Source organism: Paenibacillus sp. FSL R5-0345 (assembly GCF_000758585.1).
In the GTDB taxonomy this organism is placed as follows: Bacteria; Bacillota; Bacilli; order Paenibacillales; family Paenibacillaceae; genus Paenibacillus_AQ.
Map to the genome: position 1 here is coordinate 3,129,719 of NZ_CP009281.1, position 15,227 is coordinate 3,144,945.

13 protein-coding genes are annotated in these 15,227 nt (G+C 42.3%); 11 read left to right on the forward strand and 2 right to left on the reverse strand.

What is annotated here, in order from left to right; all coding sequences use genetic code 11:
- Positions 1-18: 18 nt before the first annotated feature.
- From R50345_RS13740 to R50345_RS13775, 8 genes are all read left to right on the forward strand, one after another.
- Positions 19-1,107, forward strand: a complete 1,089-nt coding sequence (locus tag R50345_RS13740) for a GerAB/ArcD/ProY family transporter (protein WP_042127385.1) — start codon at positions 19-21, stop codon at positions 1,105-1,107.
- Positions 1,108-1,244: 137 nt separating this feature from the next.
- Positions 1,245-2,222 (forward strand): AAA family ATPase, encoded by a 978-nt coding sequence (locus R50345_RS13745; RefSeq protein ID WP_042132158.1) that lies wholly within the window; start codon positions 1,245-1,247, stop codon positions 2,220-2,222.
- Between the two features lie 3 nt (positions 2,223-2,225).
- Complete coding sequence (locus R50345_RS13750) at positions 2,226-3,314, forward strand: DUF58 domain-containing protein (RefSeq protein ID WP_042127388.1); 1,089 nt, start codon at positions 2,226-2,228, stop codon at positions 3,312-3,314.
- On the forward strand, positions 3,311-4,645 hold the full coding sequence (locus tag R50345_RS13755) for a hypothetical protein (protein WP_042127390.1): 1,335 nt from the start codon (positions 3,311-3,313) through the stop codon (positions 4,643-4,645). Before R50345_RS13750 ends, R50345_RS13755 begins: the two co-directional genes overlap by 4 nt.
- Positions 4,646-4,781: 136 nt before the next feature.
- Positions 4,782-7,367: a hypothetical protein gene (locus R50345_RS13760; protein ID WP_052414594.1), complete on the forward strand. Its 2,586-nt coding sequence runs from the start codon at positions 4,782-4,784 to the stop codon at positions 7,365-7,367.
- 39 nt (positions 7,368-7,406) lie between these two features.
- The gene (locus R50345_RS13765) at positions 7,407-8,126 is read left to right on the forward strand and encodes an ABC transporter ATP-binding protein (protein WP_042127391.1); all 720 of its coding nucleotides are present in this window, start codon (positions 7,407-7,409) and stop codon (positions 8,124-8,126) included.
- Positions 8,116-9,495, forward strand: a complete 1,380-nt coding sequence (locus R50345_RS13770; protein WP_042127393.1) for an ABC transporter permease — start codon at positions 8,116-8,118, stop codon at positions 9,493-9,495. The genes R50345_RS13765 and R50345_RS13770 overlap by 11 nt, the downstream gene beginning before the upstream one ends.
- 30 nt (positions 9,496-9,525) lie before the next feature.
- Entirely contained in the window at positions 9,526-10,614 is a 1,089-nt protein-coding gene (locus R50345_RS13775) for an efflux RND transporter periplasmic adaptor subunit (protein WP_042127397.1), read from the forward strand.
- Positions 10,615-10,634: 20 nt separating this feature from the next.
- Here the strand turns inward: R50345_RS13775 and nagZ are convergent, their stop codons facing one another.
- On the reverse strand, positions 10,635-11,705 hold the full coding sequence (nagZ, locus tag R50345_RS13780) for a beta-N-acetylhexosaminidase (protein ID WP_231574192.1): 1,071 nt from the start codon (positions 11,703-11,705) through the stop codon (positions 10,635-10,637).
- Positions 11,706-11,754: 49 nt separating this feature from the next.
- On the opposite strand from nagZ, the gene R50345_RS31945 reads away from it, so the two are divergent.
- Both R50345_RS31945 and R50345_RS13785 read left to right on the forward strand, forming a co-directional pair.
- Complete coding sequence (locus R50345_RS31945) at positions 11,755-11,955, forward strand: hypothetical protein (RefSeq protein WP_231574194.1); 201 nt, start codon at positions 11,755-11,757, stop codon at positions 11,953-11,955.
- Between the two features lie 105 nt (positions 11,956-12,060).
- Positions 12,061-12,564, forward strand: a complete 504-nt coding sequence (locus tag R50345_RS13785; RefSeq protein WP_042127399.1) for a ferritin — start codon at positions 12,061-12,063, stop codon at positions 12,562-12,564.
- Between the two features lie 42 nt (positions 12,565-12,606).
- Here R50345_RS13785 and R50345_RS13790 read toward each other — a convergent pair whose 3' ends face one another.
- Positions 12,607-13,941 carry an outer membrane protein assembly factor BamB family protein gene (locus tag R50345_RS13790; RefSeq protein WP_231574196.1) on the reverse strand — a complete coding sequence of 445 codons (1,335 nt, stop codon included), beginning with the start codon at positions 13,939-13,941 and terminating at the stop codon, positions 12,607-12,609.
- Positions 13,942-14,256: 315 nt separating this feature from the next.
- On the opposite strand from R50345_RS13790, the gene R50345_RS13795 reads away from it, so the two are divergent.
- Entirely contained in the window at positions 14,257-15,126 is an 870-nt protein-coding gene (locus tag R50345_RS13795; protein ID WP_042127403.1) for a cation diffusion facilitator family transporter, read from the forward strand.
- The last annotated feature ends 101 nt before the right edge of the window (positions 15,127-15,227 follow it).

Below are 15,227 nucleotides of genomic sequence, written 5' to 3' on the forward strand. Positions count from 1 at the left end.
AATTTAGAGGGAGAAGTTATGCAAACATCAAAATGGCAGCTGTTCCGTTTTTTTATTATATTCTTCAGCTCCCAAACCACTATATTTTTGATTCCGACTCTAATTGCTACTTCATCCTATCAAGGCTGGATTGCATTATTAGTGGGGTCTTTATTAGGGTTGATATTATTGTGGTTTACTTTCCACGTCGGTATGCTGCGGCCTAATCAAGCATGGGTAAGCTTTGGAAAAGATATCTTAGGTAAATGGCCGCACAAGTTCATGCTTCTTTTGCTCTTAAGCTGGTGTGTTTACTATGCATCCTATGATATTGAGAACTTTGTACTGTTCTTTGGTTCAAATTATTTGAGAGGAACTCCGCCTCTGTTTATTCAGTGTATCATTGGGTTAGTGATTATGTATACGGCCAGTTTAGGCTTTAAAACGATAGCTTATATGGCAGATGGACTTTTTCTTATTTTTTTCATAACAATGATCATTTTATTTAATTTATTTCTCCCGAATGCGGACTTCAATATGCTGCCAGCCTTTATTCATTATCACGATCCCGGGATTGCTTTAAAGGACTCTATTGTAGTCATGTCATGGTTTGGAGAATGGATCGTCCTCTTGTTTGTTGTACCCGATCTGAAGCTTGAAGCGAAGATGCTGAAAAGATTAGTACTTACGGGGATATGTGTCTTAGTAACCGTCTTAATTGGTTGGGCGTTGACGATGATGAGTTTTGGTCCACATTTGGGGAAGGAACTGCAATATCCTTTCCTTGAATTGGTGCGTAGCGCCAAACAAGATAATCTGCTAGGTAATTCAGATCCGCTCTTAATTGGAATATGGTCGTCTTCTATGTTCATTCACAGCTCATTTCTTATCTACGTAGCCTCCAGATGTGTATCCAGCTTGCTGAATACCAAAACTAAAAAGATATATATTCCTTTATTAACAACAGTTTCAATTACGATAGCTTTTTTGTACTCACGACATATAGGCAGTTATTATAAACACTATAATAGCTATGCTATTGTTATCATTTGGCTAATCGTTGAAAGCATCCCGGTCTATTACACCATCACAGCTTTCTTTCGATTTCGGAATAAAACTGCGAAGTGAATGAAATTAGGAAGGGAAATCTAGGTTCTGTCTTTTAATGGACAGGGCCTTTTCTTGTGAATTATATATTGGATACACTTTCTGTTATGATGAAAGGACTTATTACATTAATTTCCCAGATTGGACGGTGTATTTACATGAACCTTCAAGAAGTCACTGAACTCATCAAATCTATTAGAACCAATCTAGCTAAAGTCATTGTAGGAAAAGAGGATGGAGTAGACCTGTTACTGACTGCATTGCTTGCGAATGGCCATGTTCTTCTCGAGGATGTTCCGGGTACAGGTAAAACTTTATTAGCAAAAGTCCTTGCTAAATCTCTGGATTGTTCATTTAAGCGTATTCAGTTTACGCCAGACTTACTGCCTTCTGATTTAAGCGGGATTAATTTCTACAATCAAAAGACAGGTGAATTTCAGTTTAGACCTGGTCCGGTTTTTGCGAATATTTTGTTGGCTGATGAAATAAATCGTGCAACCCCGAGAACACAATCCAGTCTGCTGGAATGTATGGAGGAGCGGCAAATTACGATCGATGGTGTGACTCATAGTCTAGAAGCCCCGTTTCTGGTAATTGCTACTCAGAATCCGATTGACAACCAAGGGACCTTTCCGTTACCTGAAGCTCAATTAGATAGATTTTTGATGCGGATTACTACGGGCTATCCGTCCTTTGACGAAGGAATTCATATTTTACAGCGCTTCCGTGAGAATAACCCGCTGGAAGAGACTTTTTCAGTGGCTACCGCTCAAGATATTCAAGCAGCACAGCGTTTAACCGCTTCCGTTAGTATAAGCGATGATTTGCTGGCTTATATTGTTCGAATTACAGAAGCTACACGGAAATCAACGGCAGTTAAACTAGGTGCGAGTCCCCGTGCTAGTGGGGCTTTGCTTAAATCTGCTCAAGGATATGCACTTATTCAAGGGAGATCTTACGTAACACCGGATGATATTAAGGCCGTAGCCGTTCCGGTGCTTGCCCATCGTCTACTTCTTCATCGAGGATTGGGTTCAAAAGAAGGACAGGCAGCGGATATTGTGCTACAAGTGCTTCGTGAGGTAGAGGTGCCGACTGAACTCGTTACGTCCATTAGAGGCGGAAAGGTGGAATGAGCTATGGCTTTGCCTTGGTTCATTTTCATTACTGTAGTTCTATTGTTCCTTCTTGCCGCTATCTATGAACGAAATGGTCTGAAAGCGCTTAGCTATACTCGTTATTTTTCAACAAAAGTTGCTTATGAAGGGGATCATCTTGAGATGATCGAGGAGATCGTTAATGCTAAGCTTTTGCCATTACCATGGCTTCGGCTGGAATCTAGTATTTCTAGAGGTTTGGATTTTAGTAGTCAGGATAATCTCGGAATTAGCACGGGGGAAATCTATCAGAATCATATCAGCTTGTTCTACCTGAAATCATACCGTCATATTAAACGGCGTCATCAAGTAACTTGCGAGCGACGGGGGATATACCGTTTAGAGACGGTCACAATGACCACTGGAGATCCCTTTGGTTTAATTCGGAAAAACAAAACGTATCCACTTGAATTAGAGTTATTGGTCTATCCTAATCTGCTGAGCTTAGATGATCTACCACTGCCGATACATAGCTGGCTGGGTGAACTTCCGGTGAAAAGGTGGATCGTAGAAGATCCTTTCCTGACTGCAGGTATTCGCGAGTATAACTCAGGAGATTCTATGGGACTTATAAACTGGAAGGCTACAGCACGCACAGGTACTATGCAGGTGCATAAGAAAGACTACACCGCAGATTCCAGACTCGTCATTTGCTTGAATATAGAGGACAGTCATTCCATGTGGAGAGCGGTAACGGATGTTGAACGTATCGAGCAAGGGATAAGGTATGCGGCCACTATCGCCGAATACGCCATGCGCCATGGAATTGAGACGGGGTTTATCTGTAACGGTAGACTGGACAACAGGGGCGAAAGAGATCCTGTAGAAGCAGAACCAATGGCTCAATTGGAAGACTTACTTGAGCTGTTAGCTAAGCTGGAGCTTGACAGAACGCTTCCTATGAGCCGATTGCTGGACCTGCAAGCCGAGAGTGGAATAAGTGATACTGACTTTCTGATCATTAGCTGTCATAGAGGAACAGAATTACAAGCGTCCGCAGACCTTCTATACCAGTTAGGAAACGGTGTGGAGTGGCTGGATATTCCGGAACAGGGGGGAGAGAGTGCATGAAGCTTACGTCATCTGGTTACGTATGGAGTACAATCAAACTCTGGATATTCTCTATTCTAGAACTATTATTAGTTCTACCTGTATGGATTCTGTTTCAGGTTTATGTACTGCCCAAGCAAATTGACCCTTTGTGGTTATCTGTCATGCCGCTAGTATCATTACTGGGCATTCTGCTGCGGCGACAGTGTAGTGTCAGATGGAAACAGTTGCTGGCTGCATTAATCCTTGGGGCAACGACTGGTATTTTGTCATCAGGAAGTCTGTCTATCGAAAGTCTGCCTTTAGGTATCGCAGGTTTTATATGCGCATATCTAGGGATGACTGCTGACTCTCGTGATCAGACCAGTAGGAAGTATTGGCTGGGGATTGTGATTTATTTTGTTGCGACCATTGTCTTTCATAGAATTCCTGATTTGGAGGCAACCGTTACCCTTCTGACCTGGTGTGGCAGCTTATGTTTATTGCTCACTCTACTTATATCTAATAGCAGTTATTTACAATATAGTACGCTCTCAAATGAGGGCAAAGCTTTGCCAAAAGGATTACAAAGAAATAACCGTATTTATGTTATTGGTATAGGAATTGTTGCGGCCGTGTTAGCGGCAGGGGTCGGAAAAGCCATAGGAACACTGCTATGGAATATGGTGCGTTCGTTCTTCGGATGGATTAGTAAACTATTCTCTGGATCGAGTGAGCCGCTGCCACCGTCAGTAGAACAGCCGCAAGCGAGTCCGGAGCTGCCTTTTGTAGGAGAGCAAAAACCAGGCCTGCTAGCTGCTATCTTAGATGTCGCTTTTTATGTAGCTGGAACTGTGCTAGTAGGAGTGGCAATCTACTTTGCAGTTCGGTGGTTGTATAGAAATGCCGGAGGGAAATTGAAGAGATTCATGGATGCCTTGCTATCCATGCTGCGCAGGGAGCATACGCCTAAAGACAATACCTCTTATCTTGATGAGGAGAAAAGTGTATTTACATGGGAACAAACGCTTCAAGGACTGAGGAACTTCTGGAGTACCCGTCTTACGTCAAGACATCGAAAAGATCGCTGGGAGCAGATGCAGAGTGAACGGGAACGTGTTCGCTGGTTGTATCGGCGTTGGCTTCATATGAAAGAGGATCAAGGTTATGTAGTTAAAAAATATCTTACACCGAAAGAAACGGAAGACGATATTTTTAAATGGACAGCTCTTAACCACTCTAAACGTAAGGGCGATGAAAGTTCTGTTAACACGTCGAATTCATTGATTAAAATATATGAAAAAGTTAGATACGGAGAGGAAAATCCTTCTGCTAATGATGTGGCTGCATTGAAAGATGAATTGAAATTATAGAATAGAGTATTCATCAAAAATCATGCAAATAGAACAAATAGGTTACAATCAGCCCAAAAGTGTTACAACATGGATACAATTGGTTTTGCGCTTGCCACTATAATAATTCTAGCAAAATATTCGTGGAGGGAAGTAAATGAGAAAGCATAGCAGTACATATGTTGTTTTACTATTAAGTACCTTTGTCATCAGTCAACTGACTGGACATACCGCTTCAGCGGCATCCGCTAATGCTGTTAATACAAATCCAGCTGTGGCTGCGGCGGCCGTTACAGCAACTAGTAATCTAGGTTCCATTTCTTTAGGAGCAAATATTAAAGCCACACTTGAAGATGTCAATATTTGGTCACAAACAGGTGGGAATATTTTAACCTATACGCTGAATTATTCGAATGGCAGCAGTAAAAATGCAAACCTAATGTACTATTTTTCGAGAGTTACGACGCCAGGGGGAGCTGTCATTCCGGGTAACCCTCTGAGTGCTGACGCGCTTAAGAAGAAGATTGGTGCAAAAGAAAGCTTGCGCGTTACATATTACGTCAACATAGGCAAGGCTAATTCGTTAAAAGGGATCAAGATTCCTATGTATGTGTGGGATTCCAAAACCAAAGGTTATTTAAAGCACGCAGGAAGTTTTACAGTGCCAGCTAATTATTCTCCAACCGCTGTAAATGGAAAAAATGTTAGCACTACAATGAATGATATTCCTGTCATCGCCAAAAGTGAGTCCTTGGAGCTCTATAAATATAATGGAAAGGTCTATGCCAAGGTTGGAATAAGCCTGACCAATAAAGGTAGCAAGGTACTCAGTGATCCAGGTTATGCGGCTTATTTGCTCTCTGCAGGTGGTAGTTCTTATGAATTAGCACTTGATCGATCTCAGATTAGTTACAAGATCCAACCGCAAGAGAAGAAGACAATTTATTATCTTGCCGAGATTCCTCCATATATGAAAACGGATAATATGAAGCTGCAATTTACACAAAAGGATGAAGCGCTGAAGCTTGAAATCGCTAAATCCTCGTACAAGCTACCGGCAGCTACAACACCTAATTTGGTGGTAGGTAAAGGTGTGACTAAGAAAATCACCATTAATAATAATCCGATAGAAACTCAGTTAAACAACGCAAACGTATACGCTGAGAATAATAAGGGAATCTGGACCTTCCAGCTACGAGTGAAAAATGTAGGAAAGACAGCCGTGACATTGCCTACTTATGAGCTTGCTGTCAAATCTTCAACAGGGACAACCTTTCCGATCAATGCGAAAGGATTGAGCGGATTAACCATAAAGCCTTTGGAAGAAAAAATCATTCCTCTTACCGCACAGGTTCCGCTTGAGGTTGAACAGAATTCACTGCAATTGCAAATGATAGAGGCTGTTTCAGCTCCAGCCAGTACAGATACTGGAAGTGTGGGGGAGGGAACAGGATCTGAAGGGAATAATGTAAGTACGGGCAATACTGCCAAGCTGACAGTACCGGTTGCCTACTACGCAATTTCTTATACATTACGACCTGAGATTCAAAAAGGCGTGGAGTATAGCGCATCGAATGAATATGGCTCTTTCACTTATAACTTGTTGTCATTACAGCGTTTTCCTTGGAAAGCTGATGATATCGTTGTTGCTAGAATAAATATCAAGAATCCCCAGTCGGTGGCATTGATGCTTCCAGAATTAAAAGGGTCTGTCCAAGTAGACAATGATGATGTGTCTGCTTCTACAGAACTCTTCATGGACAAGGAAACCTCGACAATTGCGCCAGGAAAAAATGCTGAGATCTATGTATTTGCTAAAATTCCATACACGCAAGAGTTCGATAAATTAAAAGTGAACCTCTTTTCCACGGTCAAAGAAGAAAAGAGCTCGTTCTTGTCGTTAAGCACAAACAGCACGATGAATGCAGTATCCACTATCGAACGTGGGGGAAGTTATACAATCACCGGTAAAGGCAAGAATGCCCAGGTACAAGAGAACAAAACGATCATTTATGAAGGTCTCAACTCTAATATCGTATATACAGAGCTACTGCTGAGCAGCGAAGAAAAAAGACAAAGCAAAATGGCTCGCCTTCAAGCGTACTTTAAAACGGCTGATGGTCAGCTATTTGAAGCCACAGCGAATCAACCGGATTCTTCAGCCACTCCTGGTGGTAAGCAATTAATTACGTACTGGGCAAAATTACCGAAGTCAGTTATACCTTCTGATGTGAGTATGTATCTAGGTCCGGGAATAACCGGGAATAAGTTGACTGAACCTGGTCAAGAAGCCACAGGATTTATAAATATTGCTTCCTTGACTCTGAATCCAGTTTCCACACCACCGGAGAATAACTTGACGAAGGTTGCGCTATATCCATACACGATGTCTGTCCTAAGTTCGGAAGGGCGAACACTGAAAGGAAGTAACACTTTAGACATCGTTATGAATTACAACCTGCTTCGTGACAGTACCTACGATATGGGAACCTTCACCCATAAACTAGTACTCAAAATGACAGATCCATATGGCTTATCACAGGAACGAAGCTTGAACATCGGTACCGAACTACTTGAAGGGAATAACAACTCGTATACTGCAACCTTTACGAATAATATGTACAAGAATTTGGAGGGTGGTTCGTACCGGATCACGCTGTATGATGAGTTTCAGGGAGAACGGATCGAGCTGGCTAATCAGGCATATAGCATAAAGATTGATAGACTAGTAACAGAAAAGTAAGCATTCATATCTATTAATGTACGCGAAGGAGCAGCTCCAATGTTGCGAGTGGAAAATGTAACGCATTCTTTTAAGAATGGTAATGAAACGACGGCAGTCCTTCATCAAATAGACTTTTCTGTGAAAAAGGGGGAAATGGTTGCTCTGCTGGGGAGCTCGGGTTCCGGTAAGTCAACCATGCTAAACCTGATGGCAGGTCTGATGAAGCCTACGGAAGGTCACATATACATTGCTGACCAAGATATCGTGAAAATGAGCGAGAATAAGCTATCCGAATTTCGAAGAAAGCATATCGGGTTTATCTTTCAAGCTTATGAACTGATTACTAGCTTGACTGTCCGTGAAAATGTGGAATTGCCGTTAGTCTTTCAATCCGTCTCTCCATCAATACGTAAGCAAAAAGCTCTAGCTTTGCTGGAAGGGGTCGGCATACCGGATAAAGCCGACCTGTTCCCTTCTCAGTTGTCTGGTGGACAGCAGCAGCGGGTCAGTATTGCTCGTTCCTTGATTACGGAGCCTTCTGTTATTTTCGCAGATGAACCGACTGGAAACCTGGACTCGAAGACAGAAGAGGAAATTATTAATATCCTGCTTAACCTGAATAAGAAGATGAAGACGACCTTCATAGTCGTAACACACGAGCTCAAAGTTGCGGAACAAATGCAACGGATTTTCACGCTTCAGGATGGATATATGATTACTGAGAAACAAACTTCTTCGGAGACAGAACTCGAAGGGGGTAAATTAATTGAGGATTAGTGATATTTCACGTTTGGCTTGGGAGCAGGTCAAACGACGGAAAGTTGTCACAGGTCTTTGTATGGCTGGTATATCGATTGGCTGTGCTGCTATTATTGTTGCTTTAAGTATAGGAGATTCCGCACAAAGCTATACGGAGCGGGAAATTAATCGGAATTTCAAAATGGATGAAATTACAGTGACTCCGAACAGCGGTATCCCTTCACAAGGGGGCGGCGAAGGAAGTGGAGCTTCTGCTTCTGATGCTAAGCTCGATCCCGGCAGGTTAACAGCTCAGAAGCTTGAAATTGTTCAAAGCCTGAAGCATGTTACAGCAGCTGCACCTTTTCAAGAGCTTGGCTACATACAAATGACTACTATCGATAATAAAATTACGGATGTACAGCTTATCGGAACGGATCTTCGGTTGCTAACGAAATACGACAAGACGTTTAAGCAAGGCGGTCCTTCTGATTTGATCGGAATGGCAGTGCTTAACTATGGAGCAACTGTAGGATTGATAGATGTCGAGACACGGCAGCGTCTTTTTGAACAGCTAAATTCAGATCCGTACAATAATAAAATAATGGAACAGTACAATAGTTTAAGCATGCTTCCATCGGAAATGTACAAACAACAGGTTCAATTACAATCGTATGACCCTGCTTCGCAGACTGGACAGTCCCTAGTCAGTTCACCCATTCAAATTGTTGGGATATTGGATAGTGGGGGGAACCCTGATATGGCGATGTACGACAAGAAGATTTACGTATCGCTAGAAACGGGTGAGCGTCTGGTTGAACAATTGAAACTAATGAACGGAACCGCTGGGCAGAAGGGTGTCTACAACTCAGCCATTGTAAAAGTTGACAGTACCGACAACATCGTGCAAGTGGAGAAGCTTGTACAGAAGCTCACACTAAACACTAGCACGAATCTGTATCAAAAAGAGGCGATGGCTTCCACCTTCAGTATGCTCAAGAAAGCAGCGCTTGGTATCGGTGTGTTTATCCTTATTATTGCCTCGATCTCGATTATCGTTGCAATGACCATGTCTACCCATCAGCGACGACGCCAGATTGGTATTATGAAAGTGCTAGGCGCTAATATGGGGCAGATCCGAAATATGTTCATTACAGAGGCGGCATTGCTTGGTATGCTCGGCGGTATGCTCGGCATTGTCTTTTCATACTTAATTGTATTCGGCATAAATAAGCTCATTGGTACTGCTGGAGGAATGGGGATGGGTGAACCCTTGGTTATCACTATACCTCTAATGACACTTCCAGTAGGAATTGCATTTGCAGTGATGACAGGAGTACTATCAGGGATTTATCCCGCGATCAGCGCGTCCAGAACGAATGCGCTCACGGCGATAAAACGGGATTAGCTATTTTCAAGTTGAAAGGAAGCAGAAGTGATGAAGAGGAGAATCAAGTGGATTGTATTGGTATTGATCATTATTGCAGCAGGTTATTTTGTATACAACAAGATGTATAAACCTGAGGCACAGCTAGAGCCTGTTGAACCGCCGCAAGCGATAACCTTTGAAGTGACAAAGGAAACAATGACGAATTCCGTTCAGGTTAAAGGGAACTCACACTATGAGCAGGAAACGCTTGTATATGCACCTTATGCTTCAAAGGTAACAAAGTGGAAGGTTGAGAACGGTGGGCAAGTAAAAAAGGGGGATTTACTGTTTACCCTTGATCAGGAACCCTTAAAGAATGAGATTGCTACACAGGAGGCGACCATCCGAAAGGCCCAGCTGGAAGCGGAATTAAATGAATTTGTTAGTCAGCAGGACCAGGAGAATGCAGCTCTTGGTGCAACAGAAGCCGAACGTATAAAAGCTCTTGCAGCCCAAGAAACGGCACGGCTAGGGGATGAGCTTAACCAAGTAAATGCTGAAATACAAGCTCGTGAATTAAAAGAAAAGAAGGCAAAGCTCTCAACAGCCCTCTACCATGCTCCGGCATCTGGTGTTTTTCTATTCGATAGCGCCAGCGAAATTCCACAAACGGTGACAGACAATCAATACATCGGCAAAATTGTTGATATGAACAAGCTTGAATTCATAGCTCTTGTTGGGGAACAGGATGTATTCCGTATTAAGACGGGAATGAAAGTGGATGTTAAAATGACAGCTTTAAAAGATTTGAAGCTATCTGGAGAAGTTACTAAGGTATCTAAATTTGCTAAGACTGCATCGGGTCAAAACACTTCTGCTACATCAGTTCCACAATTTGAAGTGGTAATCTCATTACAGCCTGACGAGCACTTGATTGGTGGACTAAGCTTAAGTGGAGAAATTGAGACAGTCCGCAAAGAAAATGCCATCGTAGTATCCAGCATCGCTGTAATGCACGAAGGAGATCTTTCGTACGTGATGCTGGATAAAGGCAATGGGGAGTATGAACGAAGAGATATCGAAGTGGGCATGGAGACGGCGGACAAAACTGAGGCCATCTCCGGGTTGAACGTAGGCGATGTTGTAGTCCTTCAGTAAGGATTAAATTCGACCTAAGCCTATTTCTCAATCGTTAGCTTCCAAGATTTAATATCTTTGTTTAGATCGGTAAGGTCAGGAACCGGAACTGGCTCATCGGATAGATTATATTTAGCTTTCAATGCTAAAATCCGATAGACGCTCTCATCAATCCGTGTTTCCTGTATCTTACCTTTTTTTACATTGTCCAGAAGGGTTTCCAGTACTCGTTTCTCATTATCATAGCCGTGAGCGATAAGTAGAATGTCACTGCCTGCATTAATTGTATCTACCGCCGCTGCGGCAAGGTCATAATTCTTCATGATAGCACCCATAGTAAGATCATCTGTGATTACTAAACCTTGATAGTTCATTTCTCCACGTAGTAGCTCACCAATGATTTTACTTGATAAAGATGCAGGCTTATCAGGATCAAGATTCGGAAATAATATATGAGCGACCATTACGGCGTCCGTTCCCTCTTTAATCGCTGCTTGAAATGGGAGCCATTCTAATTTAGCCAGCTCTTCGGCAGTCTTATTCACAATCGGCAGATCAAGGTGAGAGTCGACAGAAGTGTCGCCATGGCCAGGAAAATGTTTAACAACCGGCACAACACCTTCACTCGCAATACCCTTCATTTCGGCGATCCCTAGTGTACTGACTAGTTCGGCGGAGTTGCCGAAGGAGCGATCTCCAATCACAGGATTATCTGGATTGCTATTGATATCAAGGACGGGAGCGAAGTTCATATTAAATCCGGCTGAATTCACTTCTCTTGCGAGAAGCTTGCCCATCATTTCGGCAGCGTTAGCATCATTAGAAGAACCAACCTTTGCATTAGAGGGGATGGAAGCATACTCTTTCGGCATTCTGTTGACTTTTCCACCCTCCTGATCGACACTCATGAATAATGGAGTAGGGTTACCGCTGTTACTCTCTTTCATCGAATTTACAAGGCTAACCATACTTTTTAAGTCTTGAATATTGTTCTTATAAAGAATGATTCCACCGACTTTGTCTTCGGAAATCATCTTTTTTGCTTGATCATCTAGAACGGTTCCATCAATACCAACAAGGAGCATTTGTCCGATTTTCTCTTCAAGGCTCATATTGGAAACCTGAAGAGCAATCGGATCACTTTCTGAGGTGGGAACAGATGTGGCACTGATAACAGGTGATGGTGTGGAATCAGCAGTCGTCGAATTTGTAGCGATAGGTTGGGAAGTGTTACTGCTATTGGAACAACTTGTTATTAGAAGCATAGATAACATAGCTGAAGCCATTAGAAGGTTACCGGAGATTTTAGGTCTTAAGAGTTTACGTGTGAAACTGGTCATCAGAAAAGTCGTCCCTTCGTAGCTTATTTAGATGTCAGAAGGATGAATCCTTGCTGACTTAGATACACGGTGATAAGATGAACTTAAATCTTTACATATTAAATTTGAATTATGAGGTGACGGTCAGATGAAAGATGGATTAGTAAACGCACTAAATGAACAGATGAATTTCGAGTTTTATTCCGCTCATGTTTATCTAGCTATGGCTGCTTATTGTTCCGGTGAAAGTCTGGATGGTTTTGCAAACTTTTTCTTGATTCAAGCGGAAGAAGAACGATTCCATGCCATGAAAATCTATAAGTTCCTTAATGATCGCGATAATCGGGCGACACTTGAAGCACTCCCAGAGCCGAAGAACGAATACTCCTCGATGCTTGATGCTTTTGAACATGCTTTTGCACATGAACAACAAAACACGAAACGGTTCTATCATTTGGCTGACTTAGCACTGGATGAGCGTGAACATGCAACGATCTATTTCTTGAAATGGTTTATTGATGAGCAAGTAGAAGAGGAAGCACTCTTTAGCAACATCATTAGCAAACTGAAACGAATAGATAAAGATAGCAACGCCTTCTATATGCTGGATGCTGAATTTGCAGCACGTACTTTTACAGCTCCTGCTGAATAAGTTGAGTTGTGAAGCCAGAAGCCTGAGAAATCAGGCTTTTTTTTATTTTATGGATGTAGGCAGTTTAATGGCAAGCAGTTTATTATCTGTTCGGATCATCAGCATGCTTCCGGTTTTAAGCGAAGGAGCAAAGTTTCGAGAGCCGGTATTCACAGTGAAAATAGGCTTCAAAGTCAAAATGTCATAAGCGTGAAATAGGCCATCGGATTGTCCGCTATAAACCACATTTCCGAAAAGATCCGTCTGAACTACGGGATTCTCACCAATATTAAGATCGACGAGTTGTCCTGTTCCTAGTTTAAGTGCGGATATCGTACCTTTATCATAATTTTGAAATAACATTCTTTGCTGATAGACTTGGTTCAACGGTATGTCCTTTTCTCTGATCATCGAGGCCCAGGATTGAACCGGTTTGCCGTCGGCTGAATAATTCCAGAAATCATATTTCACAAACTTACTGCCCTGAAAGATATAGAAGTCGTTTCCATCCAAGAATGCAGTCCCATTTACGCCACCATAACTAAATACCCCATCTTTATTCTCGGTATCTGTCCATTTATATAAACGTTCTCCCTTTAATTCACCAGTCTTTATGTTGAACACGGATACTTTGACATTACGATTTACAGCATCATCATCCATCATTAACGTATTGGTAATAGAGTAGAGAAGCCCATCCTTTACTGCCAGTGGCCACCATTGACGGGTATGGTCCCATAGCTTTTTGCCTGTGAGACTGTCATAAGCGGCAAGTCCGGCAGTTGTTAAGGCACCTTGAGAGAGATAACTTCGAATAATAACCCCGTCGGTTTCCATAAGATTCGATAAGCCTGTAAAGTTATTACTCTCCACCGCAGCCTTCCATTTGATCTTTCCGTTGACGGCATCAACGGCTGCAAGTTGACTCTCCTGTGTAACATAAATAGTGGTGCCTAAACGTTGTATACTAGTTGCTTTAGGTAATGCTACAGCTGCTGACCATGCTTTTTTGCCTGCCTCATTAACGGCATATAAGGAGCCACTTTGGGTCAGTCCGTAGATAAATCCATTACTGTAAGTGAATAACGGGGCTAATGCATTTCCGAATTCCCACATTTTTTTACCTGTTGCAGCATTCAATGCGACTAATTTTTCATTCCGCTGCAAAGCAAAGACCTTCCCATTCTCCGCTAGTGCTGTAACATTCTGCTCAGTGACTCTACCTTCTTTTAGGATGGCTAACGGTGCTGACCATACCGGTGCAAGAATAGGCGCTTTGATCTCATTGTAAAAGGGATTGCTTGTACTAATGACTGCTTGTTCCGCAGAAATGACGGATAATGTTCCATTGTAAGCTAATGGCGATGCAATACTAGCAACAGCTAAAACTTTAATCATGGTCTTGTGCAAAGACTGAATCATCGTTCCACGCCCCTCAAAATTAGTGTTTACTATAATTAGACATTTCAAATGGCAAAAAGTTACTATACCAATAGAACAAGCTTAATCGACTTCGGCAACTTATACTTTCTTATAATTTGGAAGTAAAGTTGATCAAAGGCAAACTATGTTACACTCCGCAAAACAGTTATGACCTAGCAACTCTATTTGACGGAGGGAACTATTACGCCTCTTAGCAACACTGTTTCTCTAGACCCACCCGAATCTTGGAGTGTAGTATAGAACAATACTATTCTTTGGGGGTTCTTTTTTTTGGAAAATTACAACGACATCAAACAAGGTGAAAAAGGAGCTTGGCTAAGCATAGTTGCTTATATCTTCTTATCCGCCATCAAATTGTTCATTGGTACGGTCTCGGGATCTCAAGCGCTGCTTGCGGACGGTCTGAACAACAGCACGGATATTATCGCTTCTATCGCCGTACTAATCGGCCTCAAGATCTCCAGAAGACCGCCGGATTCCAATCACAGCTACGGGCATTTCAGAGCGGAGACCGTGGCATCCTTAATTGCTTCGTTCATTATGATTGTGGTAGGACTTCAAGTGTTGTACCAGGGTGTGAATAAATTTATCCAACCGGAACTGGAAAGTCCAGATCTTATGGCAGCGTGGACGGCAGTCTTTTGTGCTGTAATCATGATGGGCGTGTATATGTATAACATTAGACTGGCCCGCTCCATTAATAGTAACGCTATGCGAGCCGTTGCACTAGATAATCGATCGGATGCTTTAGTTAGTATTGGCGCATTTGTCGGAATTGTGGCTTCTGGATTTGGGATACCATGGCTTGATCCACTTACAGCGATTATTGTCGGCCTGATCATCTGCAAGACGGCATGGGATATCTTTAGTAAAGCAACACATGACTTAACGGACGGTTTTGATGCGGAAGAGCTTGAACTGATGAAAGAAACCGTTGCTGAAGTGGACGGCGTTCAATCTATTAAAGATATCAAAGCCCGCATCCATGGGAATAACGTGCTAGTGGATACAACTGTATTAGTAGACTCTGAGCTTAGTGTGGTGCAGAGCCATGATATTACGGAAGAAATTGAAGAACAATTGAAGGACCGACACCAAGTTTCGAATGTGCTTGTCCACATAGAACCGGTAATGAAGTAGAAGTAGACTCAGAAGTGTGACTTTCCTTGGATGAATATGGGATTTCCTCTGTGATGTTGTTAATAGATCTTTTGTGCAGAAAGGTGGAAAATTAGTTGTAT

Excerpts from the sequence above, each read along its gene's own strand:
- R50345_RS13775 (WP_042127397.1), top strand. The coding sequence starts at position 9,526 with ATGAAGAGGAGAATCAAGTGGATTGTATTGGTATTGATCATTATTGCA.
- R50345_RS13785 (WP_042127399.1), top strand. The coding sequence starts at position 12,061 with ATGAAAGATGGATTAGTAAACGCACTAAATGAACAGATGAATTTCGAG.
- R50345_RS13755 (WP_042127390.1), top strand. The coding sequence starts at position 3,311 with ATGAAGCTTACGTCATCTGGTTACGTATGGAGTACAATCAAACTCTGG.
- R50345_RS13745 (WP_042132158.1), top strand. The coding sequence starts at position 1,245 with ATGAACCTTCAAGAAGTCACTGAACTCATCAAATCTATTAGAACCAAT.
- R50345_RS13740 (WP_042127385.1), top strand. The coding sequence starts at position 19 with ATGCAAACATCAAAATGGCAGCTGTTCCGTTTTTTTATTATATTCTTC.
- nagZ (WP_231574192.1), bottom strand. The coding sequence starts at position 11,705 with ATGAGCCTTGAAGAGAAAATCGGACAAATGCTCCTTGTTGGTATTGAT.
- R50345_RS13790 (WP_231574196.1), bottom strand. The coding sequence starts at position 13,941 with ATGATTAAAGTTTTAGCTGTTGCTAGTATTGCATCGCCATTAGCTTAC.
- R50345_RS13765 (WP_042127391.1), top strand. The coding sequence starts at position 7,407 with ATGTTGCGAGTGGAAAATGTAACGCATTCTTTTAAGAATGGTAATGAA.
- R50345_RS13760 (WP_052414594.1), top strand. The coding sequence starts at position 4,782 with ATGAGAAAGCATAGCAGTACATATGTTGTTTTACTATTAAGTACCTTT.
- R50345_RS13750 (WP_042127388.1), top strand. The coding sequence starts at position 2,226 with ATGGCTTTGCCTTGGTTCATTTTCATTACTGTAGTTCTATTGTTCCTT.